Source organism: Vibrio sp. Y2-5 (assembly GCF_014596725.1).
Taxonomy (GTDB): domain Bacteria; phylum Pseudomonadota; class Gammaproteobacteria; order Enterobacterales; family Vibrionaceae; genus Vibrio.
Window position 1 is genome coordinate 413,046 of the sequence record NZ_JACVEG010000001.1, and the last position, 26,715, is coordinate 439,760.

19 protein-coding genes and 2 pseudogenes are annotated in these 26,715 nt (G+C 44.0%); 18 read left to right on the plus strand and 3 right to left on the minus strand.

Features of this window, described 5'->3' with window-relative positions:
- Nucleotides 1-41: 41 nt before the first annotated feature.
- The 5 genes from znuA (at nucleotide 42) to HUO09_RS02000 (ending at nucleotide 7,934) form a co-directional block, all read left to right on the plus strand.
- Complete coding sequence (gene znuA, locus HUO09_RS01980; protein WP_188232809.1) at nucleotides 42-926, plus strand: zinc ABC transporter substrate-binding protein ZnuA; 885 nt, start codon at nucleotides 42-44, stop codon at nucleotides 924-926.
- A gap of 212 nt (nucleotides 927-1,138) precedes the next feature.
- A complete protein-coding gene (locus HUO09_RS01985) occupies nucleotides 1,139-4,489 on the plus strand; it encodes a helix-turn-helix domain-containing protein (protein ID WP_188232810.1) in 3,351 nt (1,116 codons plus the stop codon).
- A 717-nt stretch (nucleotides 4,490-5,206) separates the two neighbouring features.
- Nucleotides 5,207-5,434, plus strand: a complete 228-nt coding sequence (locus HUO09_RS01990; RefSeq protein WP_102940817.1) for a FeoA family protein — start codon at nucleotides 5,207-5,209, stop codon at nucleotides 5,432-5,434.
- Nucleotides 5,434-7,707 carry a Fe(2+) transporter permease subunit FeoB gene (gene feoB / locus HUO09_RS01995; protein WP_188232811.1) on the plus strand — a complete coding sequence of 758 codons (2,274 nt, stop codon included), beginning with the start codon at nucleotides 5,434-5,436 and terminating at the stop codon, nucleotides 7,705-7,707. The genes HUO09_RS01990 and feoB overlap by 1 nt, the downstream gene beginning before the upstream one ends.
- Nucleotides 7,704-7,934, plus strand: coding sequence for a FeoC-like transcriptional regulator (locus tag HUO09_RS02000; RefSeq protein WP_188232812.1), 231 nt, complete (start codon nucleotides 7,704-7,706; stop codon nucleotides 7,932-7,934). The genes feoB and HUO09_RS02000 overlap by 4 nt, the downstream gene beginning before the upstream one ends.
- 88 nt (nucleotides 7,935-8,022) lie before the next feature.
- On the opposite strand, the gene HUO09_RS02005 is transcribed toward HUO09_RS02000, so the two are convergent.
- Together HUO09_RS02005 and argS are read right to left on the minus strand one after the other, a co-directional pair.
- Nucleotides 8,023-8,451, minus strand: coding sequence for an HIT domain-containing protein (locus tag HUO09_RS02005; protein WP_188232813.1), 429 nt, complete (start codon nucleotides 8,449-8,451; stop codon nucleotides 8,023-8,025).
- Nucleotides 8,452-8,556: 105 nt separating this feature from the next.
- Entirely contained in the window at nucleotides 8,557-10,290 is a 1,734-nt protein-coding gene (gene argS / locus HUO09_RS02010; protein WP_188232814.1) for an arginine--tRNA ligase, read from the minus strand.
- Nucleotides 10,291-10,514: 224 nt separating this feature from the next.
- On the opposite strand from argS, the gene HUO09_RS02015 reads away from it, so the two are divergent.
- Nucleotides 10,515-11,108, plus strand: a complete 594-nt coding sequence (locus HUO09_RS02015) for a VOC family protein (RefSeq protein ID WP_188232815.1) — start codon at nucleotides 10,515-10,517, stop codon at nucleotides 11,106-11,108.
- Between the two features lie 66 nt (nucleotides 11,109-11,174).
- Here HUO09_RS02015 and HUO09_RS02020 read toward each other — a convergent pair whose 3' ends face one another.
- The gene (locus HUO09_RS02020) at nucleotides 11,175-13,952 is read right to left on the minus strand and encodes an insulinase family protein (RefSeq protein ID WP_188232816.1); all 2,778 of its coding nucleotides are present in this window, start codon (nucleotides 13,950-13,952) and stop codon (nucleotides 11,175-11,177) included.
- A 376-nt stretch (nucleotides 13,953-14,328) separates the two neighbouring features.
- Here HUO09_RS02020 and sixA point away from each other — a divergent pair, with 376 nt between their 5' ends.
- The 12 genes and pseudogenes from sixA (at nucleotide 14,329) to HUO09_RS02075 (ending at nucleotide 26,714) form a co-directional block, all read left to right on the plus strand.
- The gene (sixA, locus tag HUO09_RS02025) at nucleotides 14,329-14,796 is read left to right on the plus strand and encodes a phosphohistidine phosphatase SixA (protein ID WP_167412998.1); all 468 of its coding nucleotides are present in this window, start codon (nucleotides 14,329-14,331) and stop codon (nucleotides 14,794-14,796) included.
- Nucleotides 14,797-15,044: 248 nt separating this feature from the next.
- A complete protein-coding gene (flhA, locus tag HUO09_RS02030) occupies nucleotides 15,045-17,141 on the plus strand; it encodes a flagellar biosynthesis protein FlhA (RefSeq protein ID WP_167412999.1) in 2,097 nt (698 codons plus the stop codon).
- A gap of 48 nt (nucleotides 17,142-17,189) precedes the next feature.
- A pseudogene (locus tag HUO09_RS22575) lies at nucleotides 17,190-17,618 on the plus strand (flagellar biosynthesis protein FlhF); the annotation flags it as partial.
- A 45-nt stretch (nucleotides 17,619-17,663) separates the two neighbouring features.
- A pseudogene (gene flhF / locus HUO09_RS02035) lies at nucleotides 17,664-18,680 on the plus strand (flagellar biosynthesis protein FlhF); the annotation flags it as partial.
- A gap of 13 nt (nucleotides 18,681-18,693) precedes the next feature.
- A complete protein-coding gene (locus HUO09_RS02040) occupies nucleotides 18,694-19,581 on the plus strand; it encodes a MinD/ParA family protein (protein WP_042483851.1) in 888 nt (295 codons plus the stop codon).
- The gene (locus HUO09_RS02045) at nucleotides 19,574-20,308 is read left to right on the plus strand and encodes an RNA polymerase sigma factor FliA (protein ID WP_167413001.1); all 735 of its coding nucleotides are present in this window, start codon (nucleotides 19,574-19,576) and stop codon (nucleotides 20,306-20,308) included. Before HUO09_RS02040 ends, HUO09_RS02045 begins: the two co-directional genes overlap by 8 nt.
- Nucleotides 20,309-20,353: 45 nt before the next feature.
- A complete protein-coding gene (gene cheY, locus HUO09_RS02050; RefSeq protein ID WP_167413010.1) occupies nucleotides 20,354-20,722 on the plus strand; it encodes a chemotaxis response regulator CheY in 369 nt (122 codons plus the stop codon).
- A gap of 55 nt (nucleotides 20,723-20,777) precedes the next feature.
- The gene (locus HUO09_RS02055; protein ID WP_167413002.1) at nucleotides 20,778-21,503 is read left to right on the plus strand and encodes a protein phosphatase CheZ; all 726 of its coding nucleotides are present in this window, start codon (nucleotides 20,778-20,780) and stop codon (nucleotides 21,501-21,503) included.
- Nucleotides 21,504-21,512: 9 nt separating this feature from the next.
- Nucleotides 21,513-23,762, plus strand: coding sequence for a chemotaxis protein CheA (locus HUO09_RS02060; protein WP_167413003.1), 2,250 nt, complete (start codon nucleotides 21,513-21,515; stop codon nucleotides 23,760-23,762).
- Between the two features lie 26 nt (nucleotides 23,763-23,788).
- On the plus strand, nucleotides 23,789-24,928 hold the full coding sequence (locus HUO09_RS02065; RefSeq protein WP_188232818.1) for a chemotaxis response regulator protein-glutamate methylesterase: 1,140 nt from the start codon (nucleotides 23,789-23,791) through the stop codon (nucleotides 24,926-24,928).
- Nucleotides 24,929-24,937: 9 nt separating this feature from the next.
- A complete protein-coding gene (locus HUO09_RS02070; protein ID WP_167413005.1) occupies nucleotides 24,938-25,717 on the plus strand; it encodes a ParA family protein in 780 nt (259 codons plus the stop codon).
- Nucleotides 25,707-26,714, plus strand: a complete 1,008-nt coding sequence (locus HUO09_RS02075; RefSeq protein ID WP_188232819.1) for a chemotaxis protein CheW — start codon at nucleotides 25,707-25,709, stop codon at nucleotides 26,712-26,714. Before HUO09_RS02070 ends, HUO09_RS02075 begins: the two co-directional genes overlap by 11 nt.
- The last annotated feature ends 1 nt before the right edge of the window (nucleotide 26,715 follow it).

Below are 26,715 nucleotides of genomic sequence, written 5' to 3' on the forward strand. Positions count from 1 at the left end.
ACATTTATCCAATATTAACGCCACAGGATATACAAGATCCCATGTTTTCAAGAATCACTCTTTTATTGAGTCTAATTGTTTTACCGTTTTCTAGTTGGGCAAATACCATTCTGACAAGTATTAAACCGATTCAGATGATAACGCATGAGTTGACTCTGGGAGTGACCGAGCCAGAAGTTTTGCTCTCAGCCAATGCGTCACCACACGACTACGCGCTACGACCTTCTGATGTGAAAACCATTCGTCGCAGTTCGTTGGTTATTTGGTTTGGTAAGGATCTGGAACCTTTTCTGGAGAAAGTTCTCAGTCAGCAAGACAACGTATTAACACTAAGTGAAATACCAGATTTGAAGCTGCGCTCTTATGGCGAAACGGGACACGAACATCAACATGATGGTCATAACCATGGAACTCATGACCCACACTTTTGGTTGGGCGTAGAGCCGGTAGAGCAGGTGGCAAAAGCGATTACACAAGCTCTTGTTACTTCAGATGTAGCGCATAAAGACATATACAACAAAAATTTGAGCGACTTTATTAACTCATTACATCAAACAGATAAAGAAATTGCCGCGAAGCTAGACCAAGTAAAGCATAAGCCGTATTACGTTTTCCATGATGCTTATGATTACTTTGAGCAGCATTATGGCTTAAACAACATTGGACATTTCACGGTGAGCCCAGACAGAAAGCCAGGTGCAAAGACTCTTATTAGCATACGTAAGGTTTTGGCTGCCAATGAAGCAAAATGTGTTTTTTCTGAGCCACAGTTTCAACCAGCGGTGATTGAGAGTGTGGTAAGAGGTAGTGATGCTCAAATAGGAGTGTTAGATCCTCTAGGCATAGATATTCCTGTAGAAAAAGGCAGTTATTTTGCTTTTCTTCATTCTATGAGTGACAGCTTTTATGGATGTCTCGCAAAATAACTTTGAGTACTCAGGCTATTACCTAACAATATTTGCGCATACTCACTCAATGAAAGGCGATGGTATATCGCTTTTCTTTTGTGATTCTCGCTGAGAAATCAAATTTTATTACACATACCCCTTCAACTGCCGCTGTTTTTCTATACAATGCGAGTTCTTTTTTTTCGCGAATTAACTTTCGCAACCCTCCTTGGTCGTAGAAAGGGCTTATTTTGTATCGCATCTTGTGTCTTGTCTTTGCTGTCTTCTACTTTGGCGTGTTTTCAGCAAACGCCATAGAAAAGTCTCCCTCTGTGTTTTATCCACTGCCAACTCAAACACAGGGTAAAGTCTACGCAGCTAAGAGTTTATTCGTTGGTGATGCGGGTGGTATTTGGCTGCACGATGTCCATGGCAAAATACGCTTTTTTGACGGGCAAGCGATTTTGCCTCGGCAAGGTTCCATCTTATCCAAGGATTATCAGCAGCTGGTTTATTTAAATAATGCTTTTTGGACAGTGTTAGGCGGGAGCCTCAATAAAATATCAACCAATGACATACGAACCCGTGTCGTGGATCTTCCTGTGGGGACTGTCATCGATAAGATAGGCGTCTCTGGAAAGTCTATTTGGATGGTAAGCAAAGATTATTTCTACACATACAACACCCAATCGCTATTGCTCGAGTCTTACTCGCTAAAAACACTGACCCATTTTGATAAGTCAAAGAGGGTCGTGGTTAATGATGCGACATTCGGCATTTCAAAGTGGGTTCTAGCAACAAACTCAGGTGTTTTCTTATCTGAAAATCACAGTTTCAGTCATGTGCCTCGTTCTGGAGATGATTACGTTGAAACTTTATTTTTTTCGGAAAAGCGTAGAGAGATGCTCGTTGGCACACTGGATGGTGTGTTGTTAGTCGATTTAAACAACAAATCACTAGAGCCTCAAAAGATTGCCAAATCGCATGTTCTGTCTATTGCCGAAACAGAAAATGAATATTGGATAGGGACCGAAAATGGTTTGTTTGTTCATTCATTGGTGAATCAAAGCACAACTAAGTTAAAGAGCAACGTACATAGCGGCTACTCGCTTAAAGGGCATAAAATATTTTCCCTAGTAAACGATGCGCAAGGGGGCATATGGATCGCTTCTGAAAAAGGTGTTTTTTACTACTCAATGTTTGGGCAGAAATTTAATCGAGTTTTGACCAAAAAGTTAACCAAAAGTGGTTTGAGCACAGATCTCAAGGGCATTGCATATTTGAAAGATAGCGATGAGTTTTTGCTCACAACATCAGTTGGCGTTACACGCATTAACTTTAAGCATCAATTACTAAAAGACCGTATTTATGATGGGCAAGTCAACGATAGTGTCTTGACGGGCAATGATTTATGGTTGGCAACCGATGAAGGACTCGTCAAGTTCGATATTACAGAATCAAAAGTAGTAGAGACATTGCTTCCGCTTTTACTCACTCACGTTAAAGTTGATCGAATTGAGGTGGATCGCCAAGGTGAAATATGGGGTGTTTCTGGTAATAAGCTGTGGTCATACAATACTGTTACCAAAGCGTTTGTTGAATATGGTGACGATTGGATAGTTGACGCTTATCTTCCAGCAACGATCACTCAATTAAAAGCTACGCGGCATAATGGCATCATAATAGGTACTGAGCACGGTACCTATTCGATTAGAAATCAGAGAATCACTTTTAATAGTGTGAGCAGTGAGTATGGTCAAAATCACTCGGTGATTGAAGATCAAGATGGAAGTGTCTGGTTCGCAAGTGATTATGGCGTGTACAAACAGCGTAATGAGAGTGGTGCTCTGCTCCCTATTATGTTGGCTGAAGATAGCATTAGCCCCAAATGCTTAATGGAAACGTCTGAAGGGATTTGGTTATCCTCATCTAGAGGATTAACCCTTTATAGTCATCAAGGTTTAGTTAAGAAACAATTTGGCGAGCCTTATGGTTTAATCAACAATGAGTTTCTTCCTAGCATTTGCGCTTCGAGCCAAGGTTCGGCGTACCCACAGCTAGTGATTGGCTCTGCACAGGGTTTAGTAAAGGTTTCTGCAGAAGAGCTGTCCGTCTCAAGTTTGCCTCATTCACCGGTCATTATTAGCCAAATCAAGGTTGATAATAAGCTTCTATCGGTAGGGGGACCGTCAGAGTTTAGGGTTGATTATGGCCGTTCACTGAGCCTGACTTTTGGTGCTTTACCTCAAACAGTGAACTTGAGTATCGAGTATAAGTTAACGGAAAGCAGTCCGTGGCTACCAATTGAGGGATCTCAGCTCACTCTGGAACATTTGCGTCCGGGGAATTATCAGCTCCTTCTGCGTAGTTCTACACTAGAACAGCGCCCCAAAATTGAAAGCTATGTATCTTTTCGCGTCATAGAGCCTTGGTATCTCTCTATGACGGCCTTTGTCGTATATGTACTGAGCCTTATCTCGTTGTTGATATTCGTTGTTTGGTGGCGCTCAAGAATGATGATGAAAGCAAACCACTTACTCCAAGAGCAAGTGGATTTGAAAACCAGTCAGCTTAGACACCAAAGTAAAATCGTGCTCAGTAATAACTTGCAACTTCGTAAACAGATTCAAGTTCGCCATGCACTGTTGGAAAACATTTTACTGGCGATAGAACCAAGGTTAGAAAAGTTAAAGCTTGGCGCTCGTGACGCAAATCAGGCCGAATTAGAAACACTAGTGGAAGAAGCTAGGATTGAGTTGGAACAAGTTAAAAATGTACGTTCAGATAGTGAGTCAACGACACTAACGCACAACTTATCTCTGGTTCTAGAATCTGTAGTAAGCAGTTGGAGTGATGAGTTCGGTATTGCTGGAATGATTCTCGATGTGGAGATTCAGAACAGAAAAAGCTATGTAGAATTACAGCAGTTTAATCTGGACGTGATTTTTAATGCCTTATTTGCGGAAGCAATGAAACGTCTATCCAAGAGTCAGACATTGATTGTTCGTTGTTATGAAGTCGATGCGCGTGTTTTTGTGACAATGAGTGACCAAGGCATAAGTGCCAAAAATGTCGAACAAACAATGACAACCACCTCAGGGTTCGCGCTCAATCAGCTCAGTGATCTTGTTGAGCAATCGGGGGGCGATATGAATGTGTATGTGACTAAGGAACAGAATATCGTACAGTTGTCTTGGCCAATTGCAGATATTGAACAATTGGAAACAGACCTAGGTTCATATTCAACCTATTCAGCGGACAGAATCTTGGATGACACAGAGTGTCAGTGGCTAAATAAAGTTGAACAGCTTGTTGTCGACAACTTTTCTGATGCTGAGTTTAGTACAGCCAACGTAGTTAAAATAATGTTTATGTCTGAACGGAGTTTCCAGAGACGCTTCAAGATGGCTACAGGTAAAACATTCAAAGAATATCTCAACGAAGTACGATTGGAGAAAGCGTGTCAACGCTTGTTAAGTGGAGAGAAGGTGTCACAGGCTGCGTTTGAGTGTGGCTTTAATGATCCTTCTTATTTTAGTCAGCGTTTTAAACACCATTTCGGCTTGTCACCTACTCAGTTTATTGATGAGCACCAAGATTAGGTACCCATCTTCCAGATTCCCGTCTTAAGTTTTCGGCTTATTCTTAAAAGCTTTCAATAGGCATAACTATTTACTCCTATTGGAAGCTTTCCTATTGGAACGCCTAGTCAAATCAACGCAAGTTAAAGCTACTGAATTGAAGGTTATTTTCACCAATCAAAGCTAATTGAAATGTCAGATAACGGCAGTAGGAGAGCGAGCATTAGTCTGTTCTTAAGTTCTTTTGGTTAGATATAAATGAAGGAACTTGATTCGGTGTCAGCAGATAAAAAAAACCGTGGTATAGCCGGGGGACTATACCACGGGTGCCAAAGACACCTTCGCTTGCTGCCGGAGTGACATAGCATCACTTCTGGAATAAATGTCTTCGAGAATGTGTGAAGACGGGAATGACTATAATCAAACCGTATTTATACCCTTATAAAATTAACGACAATTTTCTATAAGAAAAACGACAACACAATTCGTTTAGTTTAACTCATTGTTATTTATGGTTTTATTTTGTCTTTGCACGACGTATTGAAAAGCCAGTATGTTTTATTATTTAAAAGTACCTTTTGAAATTGACGTTTTTGACGAGATTAAAGAAGCCATTTAGAAGAGTTGTCATTTTAGCAATATTTGATTTCACGCAATATTTGTTGGCGAGTAGGAGGGTATCATTCACATATCAAATAAAAATGTTTCTCATTAACACTACGATTGGCGAAATGCATTATGAAACTATCTGACTTAAATGATGGCGACCGGGGCACTGTTCTTACAATGAACGGTTTGTCTAATGAGGTTAGGAAAAAGCTTATGGTAATGGGTTTATTGCCAAATACCGAAGTGACGCTGATTCGTAGAGCACCTATGGGCGATCCGCTACAAGTTGAAGTGAGAGGAATATCTTTAGCAGTGAGAGAGAGCATTGCATCGTCTATTGAAGTGGAGAAAGCATAATGCAATATCAAGTGCTTACGGTAGGTAACCCTAACAGTGGTAAAACAACTCTGTTTAATGGTCTAACTGGTGCAAAACAGCAGGTGGGGAACTGGGCAGGAGTCACCGTTGAGAAAAAAACTGGCCGTTATTCCCACTCTGGTGATGACTTTAGACTGACGGACTTACCGGGAATCTATGCATTAGACAGTGGTAACGATAGCAATAGTATTGATGAGTCGATTGCATCAAGAGCGGTATTAACTCATCCGGCGGATCTGATAATCAACGTTGTGGATGTAACCAGTTTAGAACGCAGTCTCTATATGACTTTACAGCTGCGTGAACTCGGCAGACCGATGGTTGTTGTTCTTAATAAGATGGATGCTCTCAAGCGTGAGCGTCAACGTATTGATACCAAATTGCTCGCGAAAATGTTGGGTTGCCCTGTATTTACCCTTTCAGCCAATAACAGAGAACAAGTTCGTCGTTTCAAAGAGAAACTGCATAAGCAACTTATTCAAGGTATCGCTCTCAAAGATATTGAACTGAATTATGGCGAAAACTTTGAAGCGTCAATTCAGCACTTAATCCCATTATTTAAAGAGCAAGATGTTTCTGCACGAGCTCTAGCTATTCGTGCTCTTGAAAACGATTTAATGGTCATTAACAGCTTGCCTGAAGCTGACCGCGCAGAAGTCTATAAACAGCAAAAAGAGTGCGGACTGGATATTGACTTACATGTGGCAGACACCAAGTACACTTTTCTCCATGAACAGTGCAAACAAATTCGTTGTAGTGAAGGTAAGCTGAGTCATAGCTTTACTGAGAAAGCCGATAAAATCATTTTAAATAAATGGATTGGAGTGCCTTTCTTCTTCGCCGTGATGTATCTGATGTTTATGTTCTCTATCAACATTGGTAGTGCGTTTATCGACTTCTTTGATATCGGCGTGGGCGCCTTGCTGGTTGATGGAGGGCATTATCTGCTTGATAATCATCTCCCCGTTTGGCTCGTGACTGTGCTGGTGGATGGTGTTGGTGGCGGTATCCAAACCGTAGCGACCTTTATTCCTGTTATTGCCTGTTTGTATCTATTCTTAGCTGTATTGGAAAGTTCAGGCTATATGTCACGTGCAGCATTCGTTCTTGATAAGGTGATGCAAAAAATCGGTCTACCGGGTAAAGCGTTTGTACCTTTGGTACTCGGTTTTGGCTGTAACGTGCCTGCGATCATGGCTACTCGTACTTTAGACCAAGAACGCGAACGTAAGTTAGCGGCTTCTATGGCTCCGTTTATGTCGTGCGGTGCACGTTTACCTGTTTATGCACTGTTTGCAGCAGCCTTCTTCCCGCAGAGTGGTCAAAACATTGTCTTTGCGCTTTATCTACTCGGTATTGTTGCTGCGGTGTTTACCGGCTGGGTTCTCAAGAAAACACTTTACCCAGGTTCAAGTGATAGCTTAGTGATGGAAATGCCTGACTATGAGCTTCCAACACTGCAAAACGTACTGATTAAAACGTGGCAAAAGCTTAACCGCTTTGTGCTTGGCGCTGGTAAAACTATTGTTCTTGTGGTGGCGATTTTAAGCTTCTTAAACTCTGTAGGTACTGATGGTTCTTTCGGTAATCAAGATAGCGAAGCCTCAGTGTTGTCCAAAGCTGCACAGGTTGTGACTCCGGTATTTGCACCTATTGGTGTGAATAAAGATAACTGGCCCGCAACGGTCGGTATCATTACGGGGATATTCGCCAAAGAGGCGGTTGTTGGTACGTTGAACAATCTTTACACCACAGTAAGTGATGAAGAAGGTGCCGAATTTGATTTAATGGCGAGTTTAGAGGAAGCGGTGATGTCAGTTCCTGAAAACTTAATGGGACTGAGTTTCTCTGACCCACTGGGTATTGAGATCGGTGACCTTTCTGATAATGAAGCAGTTGCTCAAGAACAGGAGGTGGATTCTTCAATCTTCGGTAACTTGCACTCACATTTCGAAAGTGGCAGTGCAGCATTTTCTTACCTGATCATGATTCTGCTCTACACGCCTTGTGTCGCCGCTATGGGTGCATACGTTCGTGAGTTCGGTAAAAAGTATTCTTACTTTATTGCCGCATGGACAATGGGCTTAGCATATGGTTGTGCGGCAATATTCTATCAAGCGGTAAATTTAGCCAGTCATCCGCTATCAAGCATCAGTTGGATAGTTGCCATTGTTGCTGTTTACTACACCGTTTTCCAAATGCTGAAGAAAGCTGGGCGTAAACAGCATGTTCTTGAGGTTCAAGTGGCATGATTTTGACCGAACTGAAACAGGCGATTGAGGAGCAGGGAAGTATCACACGTAAGGAACTGGCTAAGCGGTTTTCAATCAGTGAAGACGGTGTTGATGCCATGCTTGCTATTTGGATCAAGAAGGGAGTCATTTCGCGCCAGATAGATACCAATGCTGCTCAATATGTAACGCGAGTGCGTTATATCATCAACAAACAAGATAGCCTTTCAGTTACGGTCACAATGTAATAGAAATAATGTCATTGACGAAATAAAGAGAAAGCCGCATTAAGCGGCTTTCTCTTTGAGTATTCAAAGTTAATGGTTACACGCAACGTTAAGCGGTGACAAAAATGTTGCTCATCGACAGCAAACTGCGTAGCTTCACCAACATCTCTTCCTGTAGTTTCTCACTACGAACTGTACCCTTCGTATTTCCCCAAATAGGCCCAGGCCAAGCGATATCGTCTTCGAAGCGCGCAATATGGTGGATATGCAGTTGAGGAACCATGTTGCCTAAAGCGCCGAGGTTAAGCTTTGCTGGTTGGAATAACGCTTCCAAAGCTTGATTGACTGCCTGAGATTCGACAAGAAACTGCTGCTGTTCATTCATTGGTAAATGGTGCAGTTCTTTTAGATTCGCTTTTTTAGGTACCAAGATAACCCATGGCACAGCGTCGTCTTTATGGAGTAGAGCAACACAGAGCGGGAAATGGCCAATCACATCGGTATCTTTAGCAAGTTGTGGGTGAAGGTGAAAACTCATATAGAACATCCATGATAAAAACTGAAATGATTATACGATAATGCAGACAAAAAAGGTTGGCATGTTGCCAACCTTTTTTCACTTTGTTTGTAGTGACAAACTGTATTACATGCGCTCTAGTGTATTAATACCAAGCAATGACAAGCCTTGTTTGATGGTCTTCGCTGTTAGCGCAGCCAGTTTCAAACGGCTTTGTTTTACCTGCTCATCTTCAGCAACTAGGATTGGGCATGCCTCGTAGAAGCTAGAGAATTGACCCGCAAGTTCGAACAGGTAGCTACACATGATGTGAGGTTGACCTTCACGAGCTACGGCTTGTACTGCTTCTTCAAATTGAAGCAGTTTCGCGATCAATGCTTTCTCTTTCTCTTCTGTAACTTTGATGTCACCGCTCAGTTCATCCATTGACAAACCGGCTTTAGCAAAGATAGAAGCAACGCGAGTGTAAGCGTATTGCATGTACGGTGCAGTATTGCCTTCAAACGCTAGCATGTTGTCCCAGTCAAACACGTAGTCAGTTGTACGGTGTTTAGACAGGTCAGCATACTTCACAGCCGCCATTGCTACTGTAGTAGCAATCTCAGCTTTCTCTTCGCTTGATAGTTCAGGGTTCTTAGATTCGATCAGAGTCGCTGCACGTTCTTCTGCTTCATCGAGAAGATCAGCTAGACGAACAGTACCGCCTGCGCGAGTCTTGAATGGGCGACCATCTTTACCCAGCATCATGCCGAATGCGTGGTGCTCTAAAGACACTTCTTCTGGGATGTAACCTGCTTTGCGAACAATTGTCCAAGCTTGCATCAGGTGTTGATGTTGACGTGAGTCGATGAAGTACAACACGCGGTCAGCACCTAGAGTTTCGTAACGGTATTTCGCACATGCAATATCGGTCGTGGTGTAAAGGAAACCGCCGTCGCGTTTTTGGATGATAACGCCCATAGGCTCACCATCTTTGTTTTTGTATTCGTCTAGGAATACAACCTGTGCGCCGTCATCTTCTTGTGCCAAGCCTTTTTCTTTAAGGTCTGCCACGATAGCTGGAAGCATGTCGTTGTACATGCTTTCACCCATTACGTCATCACGAGTAAGAGATACGTTTAGGCGATCGTAGTTACGCTGGTTTTGAACCATAGTTACGTCAACCAGTTTCTTCCACATATCTAGACAGAATTGGTCGCCACCTTGCAGTTTTACAACGTATCCACGTGCTTTTACTGCGAACTCTTCGTCTTCATCGTAAAGCTTTTTCGATTCACGGTAGAAACCTTCAAGGTCAGAAAGCTCCATTGACACTTCGCCAGACTCTTGTTGGATACGCTCAAGGTTTGCGATTAGCATACCGAACTGAGTTCCCCAGTCACCAATGTGGTTAGCACGAATGACTTTGTGGCCCAAGAACTCAAGTGTACGAACAACCGCATCACCGATGATGGTAGAACGTAGGTGGCCTACGTGCATCTCTTTCGCAACGTTAGGAGCTGAGTAGTCAGCCACGATAGTTTGTTGTTCTTCAACTGCCACACCTAGACGTCGGTCTGCAAGCGCAGCTTCAGCTTGAGCAGCAAGGAACTCTTCGCTTAGGAAGATATTGATAAAGCCCGGTCCAGCAATTTCTGTTTTGCTTGCGATACCGTCGAGATCGAGAACATCCAAGACTTTTTGTGCGAATTCTCGCGGATTTGTACCTAACTGTTTAGCAACGCCCATCACGCCGTTGGCTTGGTAATCACCAAACTGTGCTTTTGCAGATTGGCGAACGGCAGCAGGGCTTCCTGCTGGTGCGCCAGCGGCTTCAAGAGCCTGAGATACTTTGTCATTAATCAGTGCTTGAATATTCACTCGGGTGTCCTTCAATTCTGGGAATTGGTTGCGTATGCATAAAAATCACTACATGGTTGTAAATCACCAGACAGTAGTGAATGCATATCTTGATCTAGTTCATAAATTGGCGCACATAATAACAATTTTATTGGCGCGCTTATAGGGAAGAAATTGCGAAATTTACTACTTTTCCGCGTGCTTTTGATAGTATCGGTGAAAAATCATTATTTTGGACGCGTAAAATGCTTCAGCCTTTGCTAGATGTAGGTCTTCATCCTAATCAGATGAAACAAAACTTAGGAAATTTTATCGAAAAAATTCAGCAATTAACGTCTGTGTTGCAGTTGGATTTATCGGCCTATCAACTTGACCATATCGCGATGCGGATCAACGACTTGGATTTAGCAAAATTAGCACATCAAGCTTGGGCTCATGAAGGGGAGGTGATCTCTCAAACTCAGATTAATGGCCGCCCAATTATTGTGATCGCATTTAATCAACCATTGGCGATTAAAACGTGGCAAATCGAGTGTTTAGAACTGCCTTATCCCGCAGAAGGTAAGATTTACCCTGAACAAAGTTGGGAACATGTAGAATTTGTTGTGCCTTCAGAAGCTCAAACTGCTGATGAATATCTGGAGGATTTGAAACAGGTGTTTCCTGATTTTGCGTTGAACTGGAGCAATCTTGCAGACAAAGGTGTCAAAGTGAAGCTATCGAGTCCCAAGGGCGAAGGTGAGCGATTGAATAACCCGACGGTGGCATTCAAGTGGCAGGGAGTATGTATTAAATTACACCCTCACTCGCTGAAAAATATCATTGAATCGGAACAGTAGCCGCCTGAAAGGACTATCAAATCACAAATAGGAGTTGTATTACGCAACTCCTATTTCTATGCAATTTTAGCCGATGTCATACGCTTTTGGTCTGAGCTGGAATTCTTCCGTTGACCCAATTTCTAGCCCTAAATGAAGGGGTTCGCAGTCCTGATGAGCATTGCCAAGAGTATGCATAATGAGTCGGTTGGCCGTTCTTGGTTTAAGTGTATTAACTACGAAACGAATCATATCGGATTTGCTCAGTTGTTTGAGCTCTTCAAGTACGATGTCCCGTTGATTGAAGTTCCAATCTTTATTGCCGATCGCGACCCATAAGCGTTGTGCTCGTGTTCTGAGTGTCGGATCTGGCGTAGAAATTTGATTCCACAAACCACGCTTACTGCTATGCCATTCGTAATCATTCAGTTCAAGCAGAACCAAATAAAATGCATTCAGAAACTCATCAATGGAAAAAATGAGATCGCTTGGGGCTGCATTGGGTGATTGTACGTAAAGTACCAAACCCGGATGACGATTCATTGGCATGTTGCCCGTCCCAACCATGTAGCCCAACTGCTGTTTGGTACGAATCTCATGGAAGAAGGTTGCCGACATTAAGTGATTCGCCAGCGAATAGAGCGCGATGTTGCGTGGCTCTGTATCTTCACACTGATAGTAAACCACAATCGCTGAATCATCTTGGTTGCAGTTCAGTTCACGCTGGAAAGTTCCGCTGTTACCCAACATCACAAGAGGGCGGAGAGACTCTTCGTACGTTTGGTTTTGAACTCTTAATGCATCTTTGAGCACTTCTGCCATATCGTGCGCGTCTTGTGTTTGCCAGTCGCCATAAACAAACATCTCGACATGCAAGTTGGCAAGAATCAAATCGACGAACTCTGCTAGATCGTCAACCTCTATTGTTTCTAGCGCTTCAAGCAGAGCAGGATAAGGCGGATTGTTGGGCTGCAATAGCCCCGTCATATTACTAAACAACTGAGAAATGGGTTTGTCGTGAGCCGCATTACGCCAGTTGCGCAGCATTTGTTGCTTGATGGTGTCGAAGCGTTTGGAACTGAAACTACGCTCCGCGAATTTAGACAAAATCATTTCCATCAACTGAGGTTGCTTCTGACTGAAACCAGAAATAGTGAGCGTTACGCCACCTTGATGGGCATACATGTTGTACCCCATACCTGCAATCTCTGCTTGATAGGTCTCTTTCGCCAATGAATCCAAAAACATCTCAACACAAAGACGTGTTTTGACAATGTTTTGCACATTCGCGACGGAGTGTGGGCTATCGATGGCGATGTAAATCACGCCTTTTGGTACACGAAATTTTGCGTCTTGCATGTGCCATAAACGGAAGCCGGGTAAGTCTTGCAATATCTGTGGTTGCGGTTGTGCATCGACAACAGGTTTAGGGTCCAGATCGTAACAGATGAACGGGTTTTTAGGCGGCAGAATCAGAGGCCACGTCTTGTCATTCGTAGCATAGATACTCTTTTGTTCCTCACTAAAAGGTTCAACAGAGTAAGGGGTAAAGTACCAGTTGGCTTCTTTATCGTAATTCTGCCCTTGGGCAATGACAGTTACCCGAAGGTTGTCTGGCGACAAATAAGGCAGAAAACTTCTTAGCAACGCCTCATCATAGCCTTTCATCAGGTAGTCGCCGTAAATGGTATCTTCAGCGGCGTAATGCTGCATATTGACGACTAAGTGGCTGACGATATCCATAGGACGGTTTGTTTCTTGGAAGCGGAAAGCCGATTCCAATACCGCACGTTTCTCAAGGTAACGCCACTCGTCCAAACCTTGTTCCTCAATTAACCGAAGGTATTGAAACAGTGCTTGAATAATTTCGTCTGTCTTTTTCAGCCCTTTCGCAGTCAGTGTGCAACTGATAGAAAATTCGCGATAATTGCTGCCACTGGCACCACCTCCTGCTGAAAGTGACGTTATCCAACCTTTATCTTTCAGTGCCAACAGTAAGCTGCCATCACCTTCATAACCGATTAAATGCGCAAAGTAAGACAAGGGTTTGTAGGGATAATGAGCATCTACGTTAGGCATAGGGAAGTTCATTACCAGCTTACGAATTTCTTTTAACGGCTCGACGCGAATGGTAAGGCCCGTTTGTTCAGGAGTGACAAACGGTTCGCTGATTGATTTTCCGCGTCTGTGTTTGTTTTCAATGGCTGAAAATTTATCGGTGACCCATTGTTCCATCTCATCAAGAGTTTGCGGCCCCATAAGCGTCAGCGTCATGATGTCTGACGAATACTGCTCGGCATGAAACGCAATAATTTCTTCACGGATGGATTTTTCTTCTCTGTCGCCTAATGTATCGAGATTACCTACAGAGAACTTTGCAAACGGATGGTGTGGGTTTACCGTCTCTTTTTGTACCTGATACAAGCGGCGAGAATCGTCATTGAGCTTCAACTTGTACTCTGAATCGACAGCGTGGCGTTCTTTGTCTAACGCTTCTTCATTGAATAATGGAGCGGCAAAAAATTGACTAAAACGGTCGAGTGCTTTTTCAAATGCGCTGGTTGTTACGTCGAAGAAATAACAGGTATGTTCTGTCCCTGTCCACGCATTATTGCTGCCACCATGTTGGCTGATAAAACTCTGAAATTCGCCAACTTTTGGGTAGGCTTTAGTGCCTAAAAACAACATGTGTTCAAGATAGTGAGCCATACCTTGACGATCAATAGGGTCATCAAAATGTCCTACGTTGACCGCGAGTGCAGCAGCAGATTTTTGCGCACTTTCATCTTGGATCAACAGCACTCTCAGCGCATTTGGCAGAGTGAAGTGTCGATAGCGGTTTGAATCATTAGGACTTATGTGCACAGGGAATCTCCGGAGTAGCACGGGATCTTAAGTATGGCGCTGATACTACTTACCGCAAATACGAGATCGGGTTTTTATGAACTGGATATTTATAAACGAGAGCGCTTATAAACTTGGAACTTTTAATAACACATTGTCATTTTAGTCTTTTCGCTGGGTTTTTAACAGACTGATAGTTTTGAAATTTACGCTAATTTGGGGCCTTTGAGCGATAAATGCAATGGATGTACCTAGACTCAACGGAGATAAATGGCATGAGAGTTGCGTAATATAAAGGACTCACAAATTGCGGCAAAAGTGGTCGCGAAATAGGGTGAAAGGCGATTATAATCGCCGCCAAGCAGCAACAGACTGCATTAAACCTAAGGTAAAAAAGATGAAAATTTTTATTATGCGTCACGGAGAAGCCCAGCATTATGCTCCCAGTGATGCAGAGCGAGCCTTGACGGATAGAGGTCGGAATGAGTCTGTCGCTGTTGCAAGAGCAGGGGTGACTCAGAAGAATATTACACATATAGACAAAGTGTTTGTGAGCCCTTACTTGCGCGCTCAACAAACTTGGCAAGAGATATCGCAACACTTTTCGGCAGATATGGTTGAAGTGTGTGAAGAGATCACACCATACGGTCAGTCAGAAGATGTCTTCGAGTTTGTTGCTGCCTGCGTTGAAACAGAACGACTGGAATCGGTTTTGCTGGTGTCACATTTACCTCTCGTAGGGTATTTGGTTTCTGAGTTTGTTCCGGGAATGGTTGCACCTATGTTTCCGACCTCTGGATTAGTGTGTATTGAATATGATGTCGCCGCTCGCAAAGGCGAACTGCTGTGGAATATTCACCCCTAATCAGACAAAACGTACTGAGGCTACCGCAAGGTGGCCTTTTTTGTGTCTAACGTTCTGTATATTTGTAAGTGTTTGTTTTGTACTGAGCAGCCATTAATTTGGCGCTATAGCATGGACTGAAAATTGCATCCTCCGGCTAAAATGTTGTCATTTAGAGACTTTTACGAACTTAGCTTCGTGAAAGCAGCAAACTAAATACAGCAACCCGAATTCTTAAATTTTAGTATTAACGAATAGTTTATAGGCCTATGAAGTTTACTCTGCCATTTGCGGATAAGTTACCTTCCATTCCACAGCGCAGCATGCCAGCAATTGGTGCGCCTATTATGGTGCTTGCGACACTGGGAATGGTCGTTCTGCCGATCCCTGCCTTTTTGTTGGACTTGTTCTTTACCTTCAATATCGCATTGTCGATGGTAGTGTTGTTAGTGACGGTTTATACCCGTAGACCTCTGGATTTCGCTGCATTTCCGACGGTACTGCTTATCGCGACCTTACTTCGCTTAGCTTTGAACGTTGCATCAACGCGTGTGGTTTTGCTGAAAGGTCATGAAGGGGGCAACGCGGCTGGTAACGTTATCGAGGCATTTGGTAGCGTGGTTATCGGTGGTAACTATGCCGTTGGTTTAGTGGTATTCCTTATCCTGATGATCATCAACTTCATGGTTGTCACCAAAGGTGCGGGTCGTATTTCTGAAGTTAGTGCTCGCTTTACCTTGGATGCTTTGCCCGGTAAGCAAATGGCAATTGATGCCGACTTAAATGCAGGTTTGATTGATCAAGAACAAGCGCGCACCCGTCGCTTTGAAGTGACGAAAGAAGCCGACTTCTACGGTTCAATGGATGGTGCTTCTAAGTTTGTTAAAGGGGACGCCATCGCTGGTATCCTAATTCTATTTATTAACATCATCGGTGGTTTGGCTATCGGTATGGCTCAATATGGTTTGGGCTTTAGCGAAGCGATTGAAATTTATACCCTATTAACCATCGGTGATGGCTTAGTCGCTCAGATCCCATCGCTCTTACTGTCTATTGGCGCAGCAATCATGGTAACGCGTCAAAATACCGATGAAGACATGGGCGAACAGGTCATCTTCCAACTTTTTGATAACCCGAAAGCGCTGATGATAACTGCCGGAATACTTGGTGTTATGGGTATTGTTCCGGGAATGCCTCATTTCGCTTTCTTGCTGCTTGCTTCGATTGCTGGTGGCTCTGCGTACTGGATTCAACGCAAACAGAAATCTGAAAAAGAAGAAACCACCAAACTTCCAGCCACAATAGATGGCGAAGCTCCATCACAAAAAGAACTCTCTTGGGATGATGTACAGCCAGTAGACATCATTGGTCTAGAAGTGGGCTATCGCTTAATTCCTTTGGTGGACAGAGATCAAGGCGGAGAATTGCTAGAGCGTGTGAAAGGGGTGCGTAAGAAGCTATCGCAAGACTTTGGTTTCCTTATTCCTGCTGTACATATTCGCGACAACTTAGAACTCACACCGAACAGTTACCGCATTACCTTGATGGGAGTTGCTGCCGGTGAAGCAGAAATTCGCCCTGACCAAGAGCTCGCTATCAACCCGGGGCAAGTCTACGGCATGATTGAAGGCGAACGCACCTTTGACCCAGCTTTCGGCCTTGAAGCTGTTTGGATTCGTGAAGACCAACGTGAGCATGCCCAAGCTTTGGGGTACACAGTTGTTGACTCGTCTACCGTACTGGCGACACATCTGAGTCAACTGTTAACCAATAATGCTTCCCAGTTACTTGGTCACGAAGAAGTGCAGAATTTACTTGAAATGCTTGGGCGGTCAACGCCGAAGCTGGTCGAAGGTTTTGTGCCTGATCAGCTCTCATTGGGCGTAGTGGTGAAAGTTCTGCAGAATCTTCTTAACGAAGCCATACCTATTCGCGACATCCGAACCATAGTTCAGACACTTTCTGAATACGCCAGTAAGAGTCAAGAACCTGACATCTTGACAGCGGCTGTGCGCATATCATTGAAGCGTCTAATCGTTCAGGAAATCAATGGTATAGAGCCAGAGCTACCTGTGATTACATTGATACCAGAGCTGGAACAAATATTGCATCAAACTATGCAAGCTTCAGGTGGCGAGTCTGCGGGCATTGAACCGGGACTTGCTGAAAGGTTACAAATGGCATTGAGCCAAGCAACACAAGAACAAGAATTGAAAGGTGAGCCAGCAGTATTGCTCACTTCAGGTGTTCTCCGCTCGACACTGGCTAAGTTTGTGAAAAATACCATTCCTAGCTTACGTGTCCTTTCGTACCAAGAGATACCTGACGAGAAACAAATTCGAATTGTGCAGGCGGTAGGTAATTAGCTGTTGTTAGATAATTAGTTCGCCTCACGTTAAAGACGGATATCAGCTTTGAAAATAAAACGATTTTTTGCCAAAGATATGAAAACTGCGCTACTCCAAGTCAAAGAAGAGTTGGGCGTGGATGCGGTGATCATGTCGAATAAAAAAGTCGCTGGTGGTGTCGAAATCGTGGCGGCAGTGGATGGTGAGCCGTCTGCGTCTCCAGCTGTATCACAGCCGAGAACTCAACAACCTTACAGCTCCCAACCAAGATTCAGTAACAGTCAGGTTTCTCAATCTTTGACGAGACAACCTGCCCGACGCGAACTGGAAGAAGACCGAGTCAGCTTGCAGGCTAGCGCAGCCGAAGGTCGCTCAATGACGCAACGTTTCGCTAATATGCTTAAGCAGTACAGCAACGGAGCAATGCCAGAACAAGACTCTCGTCGTTCGGAGAATGAAGATTCTCTTTCTGCTTTACTACAACGTCAAAGAGAAACCAGCCATTCAAATCAATCCAGCGCACCGCAATCTAAAGTAAGTCGTTGGGCTGAAGAAGAGACCAATCAAGAGCAACGTAAGCTACGTTTAGATCCATCTCGCTTTGAGCGCAATCATCCTGAAGAAGCGAAAGTTTCTGCGCAAGATTTAGAAAATATGCGTGAAGAGATGACTTCAATCCGTCGTCTTTTAGAGCACCAAGTATCTGGTCTGATGTGGCAAGAAGTTGAACGTCGTGAACCACTACGAGCAATGCTGATTAAGCGTTTAGAGCGTATGGGTGTATCACTCGATTTAGCTGACCAACTAGCTTGTTATATTCCAGAAGATACTCCACCACCTAAAGCTTGGAAAGCCTTGTTAGGCTTAGTGTCAGACCAAATACCAGTCGTAAAACAAGACATCTTAAAACGTGGTGGTGTTGTGGCTCTTTTAGGTCCAACAGGGGTGGGTAAAACAACTACAGTGGCTAAGCTTGCGGCTCGTGCTGCAATGGAGTTTGGCTCTGACAATGTTGCACTGGTCACGACAGATACCTACCGTATCGGCGCACATGAGCAGTTGTCGATTTACGGAAGAATTATGGGTTGTCCTGTAAGAGTTGCTAAAGATTCCAAAGAGTTAGCCGAAGTAATATATCAGTTGAGAAATCGCCGACTCGTTTTGGTCGATACAGCAGGTATGGGACAACGTGATGTTCGCTTATCCGAACAGCTAGATACCTTGATGCAAGAGAGTGGGGAAGTGATTCACAGCTACCTTGTTCTGCCTGCAACAGCGCAGAGAAAGGTACTGCAGGAAACCATCGAACACTTTAGAAGAATTCCTCTTTCAGGTTGCATCATGACTAAGCTCGATGAATGTTTGAGCTTAGGTGAGTTTGTCAGTGTGGTAGTTCAAAACTCATTACCTGTCGCGTACATAGCGAATGGACAACGTGTACCTGAAGACATTGTGCTTGCTCAGCCTAAATACATGGTGGCAAAGGCAAACGAATTACTAGAGAAGTCGACAGAAAATGAACCTCACTATTGGAATAGTGATTCAGAGAAATTCTAGGCGGCGTACAGATATGACGAATAAAATGATATATGACCAAGCAAGCGGCTTACGTCGCTTATCTCAGCCATCGCTAACCAAAGTCATTACGGTGACTGGTGGTAAAGGTGGTGTGGGCAAATCAAACGTAACCTTAGGCATGGCTATTTGTATGGCTCGCGAAGGTAAAAAAGTCATGGTTCTGGATGCAGACCTCGGCCTAGCCAATATCGACGTTATGCTCGGTATTCGTCCTAAGCGTAACCTAGGGCATGTGCTTGCTGGCGAGTGTGAGCTAAAAGATGCTATAACTGAAGGACCGCACGGTATTCAGATTATTCCAGCGACTTCAGGTACGCAGTCGATGACAGAACTGTCACATGCGCAACATGTCGGCTTAATTCGAGCGTTTGGTACGCTGGAAGATGAGATGGACGTGCTTTTAGTCGATACAGCGGCCGGTATTTCTGATATGGTTGTCAGCTTTGCTCGAGCAGCACAAGATGTTGTGGTTGTTGTGTGTGATGAGCCGACTTCAATCACAGATGCATATGCGTTGATCAAACTTTTAAGCAGAGAACACCAAGTTCGACGATTTAAGATTGTTGCAAACATGGTGAGAAGTTATCGTGAAGGTCGGGAATTATTTGCTAAATTGACATTAGTCACAGAACGCTTCTTGAATGTCAGCCTTGAACTCGTAGCATGTATTCCTCTGGACGATAATGTTCGTCAGGCAGTGAAAAGACAACGCAACGTGGTTGATGCATTCCCGCGTTCTCCGGCCTCTTTAGCGATTAGCTCATTGGCAAATAAAGCAACCACGTGGCCAATACCGAAAACACCAAGTGGCCATTTAGAATTTTTTGTTGAGCGGCTACTTAATCGATCAGAAACAGTAGAGGAACCATTTGGTGAATAAAGCGCTTACCTACAATCAATATGGAGCTTTGAACAGCCAACAGCTGTTTCTTGAGCAATATTCTGTATTGGTTAAGCGTATTGCACATCACTTGATTGGACGCCTGCCGCCCAACGTTTTGATTGACGACTTAATCCAAGCCGGGATGATTGGTCTGCTTGAAGCTCAAAAGAATTATGATGGGAGTAAAGGCGCTAGCTTTGAAACCTATGCAGGAATTCGAATTCGTGGAGCTATGCTCGATGATATTCGACGCGGTGACTGGGTACCGCGCTCGGTGCACAGACACAACCGAGAAATTAGCCAGGCGATCTCTGAATTAGAAGGAATACTAAATCGAGATCCTAGCGATGCCGAAGTTGCCAAGCATTTAAATATGCCGCTTGACCAGTATCATACTGTGTTAAGTGATATTAACTGCTCGCGCATTGTCGGCATCGAAGACTTAGGTGTTTCGGACGATGCTATTTCCCCACTGGAAGATGATGAGGATAACTCTCCATTTCAAGGTGTTGCTGATGAATCGTTCCGTAAAGCATTGGTTGAGTCAATAAAATCACTTCCGGAGCGTGAAGCCTTAGTACTTTCGCTCTATTATGATGAAGAGTTAAACTTGAAAGAAATTGGTGAAGTCATTGGTGTGAGTGAGTCCCGAGTAAGCCAAATACTAAGCCAATCTATGCAACGTCTAAGAACAAAGTTAAGTTCTTGGACACAAAATGACTAAATATCACTGATTTCGAACTCAGTGGAGGCAATTTTGAATAAAAACATGAAGATCCTTATTGTTGATGACTTTTCAACAATGCGCCGTATTGTAAAGAATCTACTTCGTGATTTGGGCTTCAATAATACACAAGAAGCAGACGATGGTTTGACGGCATTGCCAATGCTCAAAAAGGGTGAGTTTGACTTTGTTGTAACAGACTGGAACATGCCTGGTATGCAAGGAATCGATCTGTTGAAGCATATTCGTTCAGACGCTGAACTGAAGCATCTTCCTGTTTTGATGATTACTGCAGAAGCAAAGCGCGAACAGATCATCGAAGCCGCTCAAGCTGGCGTTAATGGTTACATTGTGAAGCCGTTTACAGCCGCGACCCTTAAAGAAAAATTAGAAAAAATATTCGAACGTCTATAACACTTTTGCTAGGACGAAGGTGCTCTATTCATTAAGCGTGTAAGGCTATATCAGAATGATTTCATTAGAACAAGCCAAAGAACTCGTTGAATTGCTAGAGAATGGATTGCAAGACGAAGCGAATCTATTTCTAAAGCGAGTCTTTGAGTCTGAACGTAACCCGATGTTTAAAGAGATCGGGGAACTGACCCGAGATCTACATGATTCACTTCAGCAGTTTCAAATTGACGATCGAATCACAGAAATTGCTAAGGATGAGATTCCTGACGCAAGGACTCGGTTAACCTACGTAATAGAAAAAACGGAAGTCGCAGCAAACAAAACAATGGATGCTGTAGACCGTTGTATGCCTATTGCTGACAGTCTACATGAAACATTACTGCTTGTTCGTCCTCAATGGAACGAACTTATGCGTGGTCAAATAGAACTCAGCGAATTCAAAGCGTTATGTCATCGTGTTGATGAACTATTGTCACAAGTTGAAGGTGACAGTAGTGAGTTGCGTGGTCAACTAACTGAAATATTGATGGCGCAAGACTTCCAAGATTTGACCGGTCAAATTATTCGCCGCGTTATTACTTTGGTGAACGAAGTAGAACAACGTTTGGTCGATATTTTGACGGCGTTTGGTAAAGAACAATCAGAACAACAGAAACAAATAGTTAGCGAGAAAAAAGCATCAACTCAAGCTGAAGGACCAATTTTGAATCCTCATCAGAGAGAAGATGCTGTCGCATCTCAAGACGAAGTAGACGATTTATTGTCGAGTCTTGGTTTTTAGGGGTAACGTATGAGCTACGATTTAGACGAAGACATTCTTCAAGACTTTTTGGTTGAAGCAGGTGAAATCCTCGAGTTGCTTTCTGAGCAATTAGTCGAGTTAGAAAATGACCCTGAAAACAAAGATCTGTTAAACGCAATCTTCCGCGGCTTCCACACAGTAAAAGGTGGCGCAGGCTTCTTATCTCTAACAGAGTTGGTAGAAACTTGTCACGGCGCGGAAAACGTGTTCGATATTTTACGTAATGGTCAACGCAGTGTTACCCCAAGCTTGATGGATACTATGCTTCGTTCACTTGATACCGTGAATGAACAGTTCCGAGCCGTTCAAGATGGCGAACCGTTGACACCTGCTGACCCAGCACTCCTTGATGAGCTACATAACTTATGTAAGCCAGAATCTGAAGATGCTCCTGCTGCGGTTGCTGAAGAACCTGTCGTTGATGAAATTGTTGAACAACCAGTCGTTGAAGCTCCGGTTCAAAACCCGCCAGAAGAAACGAAATTGTCGGCTGATTCTATCGACGAAATTACTCAAGACGAATTTGAAAAGCTATTAGATGAGTTGCACGGTAAGGGCAAAAGCCCAGCAGGCGTTGCGGCACAATCTGAAGCCGCTCCTGTGACACCAAGCGCATCGACAAATGCGGACTTAAGCGGTGATATCACCGATGATGAGTTTGAAAAGCTGCTTGATGAACTGCACGGTAAGGGTAAAAGCCCGACCAACAGCAGTGCACCTGAACAGCCTGCTGAGCCTGTTGCTCCAAGTAAGCCTGCTCAACCAGCGGCATCGAGTGCAGTAGGGGCTGACGGCGACTTAATGACCGATGAAGAATTTGAAAAACTTCTCGATGAATTGCACGGTTCAGGTAAAGGGCCTTCAATTGAAGAGCTAGATATGGCAACGCGTCCAGCGGCTGCCAACCCTCAGCCAGCAGAACCAGCAGCGGCAGCAAAAGCCCCTGCGCCAAAAGCAGTTGCGCCTACAGTAGCAGCGGCAGAGAAACCAGTGGTTCCTGCGGTGAAAGAACCTGCAGAAAAACGTGAAGTGGCGGCGGCTAAGAAACCGCAGAACCAAGCAGAAGCAACGGTGCGTGTGGATACTTCAACTTTAGATGTCATCATGAATATGGTGGGTGAGTTGGTGTTGGTACGTAATCGTCTGTTAAGCCTTGGATTAAATAGTAACGACGAAGAAATGTCTAAAGCGGTTGCAAATCTTGATGTCGTCACGGCTGATTTACAAGGCGCCGTGATGAAAACCCGCATGCAGCCAATTAAGAAAGTCTTTGGCCGTTTCCCTCGCGTGGTTCGAGACTTGGCGCGTAGCTTAAATAAAGACATCGTGCTTGAAATGCGCGGTGAAGAGACTGACCTCGACAAAAACTTGGTTGAAGCACTAGCGGATCCATTGATTCACTTGGTTCGTAACTCGGTAGACCACGGTATTGAAATGCCGGATGATCGAGCGATGTCTGGCAAGTCTCGTACCGGTAAAGTGATCCTTTCTGCTTCACAAGAAGGTGATCATATTGAACTGGCTATCGTTGATGATGGCGCAGGTATGGACCCTCAAAAACTACGTTCTATTGCGGTTAAGCGTGGAATGATGGATGAAGATGCAGCCTCTCGCCTGACTGACAAAGAGTGCTTTAACCTTATCTTCATGCCTGGTTTCTCCAGTAAAGAGAAGATCTCTGATATCTCAGGTCGTGGTGTAGGGATGGACGTTGTAAAAACGGCTATCAACACCTTAAACGGTTCAATCGATATCGATTCTGAGCTGGGTAAAGGCACTAAGATCACAATCAAAGTACCGCTTACTCTGGCGATTTTGCCAACACTAATGGTTGGTGTCGCAGGGCATCCATTTGCGCTGCCATTGGCTAGCGTGAACGAAATTTTCCACTTAGATTTAGGCAGAACTAACGTTGTTGATGGACAGTTGACGATCATTGTTCGCGACAAGTCGATTCCGCTTTTCTATCTGCAAAACTGGCTAGCACCGCAAGCGGGTCAAGTAGAAGCGCGTAAAGGACATGGGCATGTGGTTATTGTTCAGCTAGGCAGCCAGCGTGTTGGTTTCGTTGTTGATACTTTAATTGGTCAAGAAGAAGTGGTTATCAAACCACTGGATAAATTACTGCAAGGTACTCCGGGTATGGCTGGTGCGACAATTACCAGTGACGGACACATTGCATTAATTCTTGATGTTCCAGATCTTCTTAAACGCTATGCAGCCGCTTCTCGAGTTTAAGTAAGAGTATAAATTTAAGGAAAACTATGGCGATTAAAGTATTAGTTGTTGATGACTCAAGTTTTTTCCGACGCAGAGTAAGCGAAATCATAAACTCTGAAGCACGACTTGAAGTCATCGATGTCGCAACTAACGGTAAAGAAGCGGTTGAAAAAGCCGAACGTCTAAAGCCAGATGTGATTACTATGGATATTGAGATGCCTGTGATGGACGGTATTACAGCCGTCCGTCAAATCATGGCATCAAATCCGACACCGATTTTGATGTTTTCTTCGTTAACGCAAGAAGGTGCTAAAGCAACGTTAGACGCACTAGACGCAGGCGCTTTAGATTTCTTACCGAAGAAGTTTGAAGATATTGCACGTAATCGCGATGAAGCAGTGAGCTTGCTACAGCAACGAGTGATTCAAATCGCTGCGAAAAAGAGTTTTATGCGCCGTCCAATTGGCGGTGCAACGCGCTCTGCGACAACCTCTACTGCGACATCAACAACCAGTCCATTTGGACGCGCCCAAGCAAACACGACAGCGTCGGCTGCACCTGCAGCAAGACCTTCGTCTTCTATGGCTCGCTTCAAAGCTTCTGGTAAAAGTTATCAGCTAACTGCTATTGGTACCTCTACTGGTGGTCCGGTTGCGCTACAAAAGATTCTGACTAAACTGCCAGCCAATTATCCTCATCCGATTGTTCTTGTTCAGCATATGCCAGCAACGTTTACCGCTGCATTCGCGAGCCGTTTGAATTCACTATGCAAAATTCAAGTCAAAGAAGCTGAAGATGGCGATCCACTACGTCCAGGTGTCGCTTATTTAGCACCGGGTGGTAAGCAAATGATGCTGGAAGGCCGTCCGGGCGCTGCGAAAATTCGTATTCTGGATGGTGGTGAACGCATGAACTATAAGCCATGCGTGGATGTCACCTTTGGATCTGCGGCAAAAGTTTATAACGATAAAGTGCTGTCAATGATTTTGACCGGTATGGGTGCTGATGGACGCGAAGGTTCTCGAATGCTGAAATCTGCGGGTTCAACCATTTGGGCACAAGATGAAGCAAGTTGCGTGGTGTATGGCATGCCACAAGCTGTCGCGAAATCAGGTATTTCATCTGAAGATCTGCCACTAGACCGGATTGCTGAAAGAATGCTGGTTGAAGTAGGTCTTGCATAAGGATATTTAATGATTGTTTGGAGCGTTGCAAACCAAAAGGGTGGCGTAGGTAAAACCACAACAACGATTACGTTAGCCGGTTTGTTAAGTAAACAAGGAAAACGCGTCTTGCTGGTGGATACCGATCCACACGCATCGTTAACGACGTATCTGGGTTACGATTCAGATAGCGTTCCAACCAGCTTGTTCGATCTGTTTCAGTTAAAAGAGTATAACGAACAAAGCGTTAAACCTTTGATATTAAAAACCGACGTTGAAGGTATTGACCTGATTCCTGCGCATATGTCGCTGGCGACTTTAGACCGTGTTATGGGTAACCGTAGTGGAATGGGGTTAATCCTTAAGCGTGCATTAATGGCTTTGCGTCAACGTTATGATTATGTACTGATTGATTGTCCGCCTATTTTGGGTGTGATGATGGTCAATGCGCTGGCAGCAAGTGACCGAATACTTATCCCTGTACAAACTGAATTTCTAGCGATGAAAGGGTTGGAGCGCATGGTTCGTACTCTTGCCATTATGCAGAAGTCACGGAGTCGCGAATTTAAAGTGACGATCGTACCAACTATGTACGACAAACGTACTCGCGCATCGTTGCAAACCTTAACACAGCTTAAGAAAGACTACCCCGATCAGGTGTGGTCTTCAGCAGTACCTATTGATACCAAATTTAGAGATGCAAGTTTGAAGCGCTTACCTGCATCCCATTTCGCCGAGGGTAGTCGCGGCGTATTTGCTTATAAACAGTTGCTATTGTATTTGGAGAGGCTTGCTATTAATGAGCAGTAGCCATTCACTATCAAGTGAACAAGCATTAGATGATTATTTTACGGCTCTTCTAGAAGAAGAGTTGATAGAAGAGCAGCCCGTTGAAAAGGAGCTGGAACTGGCTCCTATGGTTCAATCTGTTCCAGAAAAAAGTTATTTGGATGATTCTCTAGACGACTTACAAGAACTAGAGATGCCCAATCTGGAAGATGTTCAGCGTCTGTTGAGCCAGATGGAAGCAAGTAATCCTGTGGCTGAACTCGAGCTTGAACAGGTATTGGAACAGAACACACTTGATATTCAAGTTGCGACGCAACCAGTTGTAGAAGAACCCAGTATTCAAGAACCCGTTATTGAAGAGATTCAAGAATGGGACTTAGAAACAGACATCACACAAGTTGAACCTGAGGCTAAAGTTGTAACGACTGAGGTCGAAGTAAAAGAAGTTAGTGTAGAAAACGAAATTGCAGACATTGAACCAGAGATTGTGGTTGAAGAGCACGTTGATGTTGAACTACAAACTCAATCAGGTGCAGCGGATCTTGGACATTGGGAAACACCAGTCAGAGACCAAAATTTCCAAGTTCTATACTTCGATGTCAATGGTGTAACATTTGCTGTTCCACTGGATGAACTGGGCGGTATCCATCGTAAGGCTGAACTTAATCACCTTATTGGGCGTCCAGCTTGGTACTTAGGTTTACAGACTAACCGCGATTCTCAACTTGATGTCGTTGATACGGCAAAGTGGGTTATGGCAGAAAAGCTGCGTGACGATAGTTACAAAGAAGCGTACCAATATATTGTTATGTTGGGAGAGAGCATGTGGGGTCTGGCGTGTTCTCAGCTGTTGGGGACAGAAACGCTAAGCAGTGAAAACATTCGCTGGCGAGAGCAGGTCGGTAAACGTCCGTGGCTTGCTGGTATGGTTAAAGAAAAAATGTGTGCTTTGATCCATGTTGAAGCATTGATAGCTATGCTTAATGCAGGGCTTGATGTAAAAGCATTAGATAAATAGC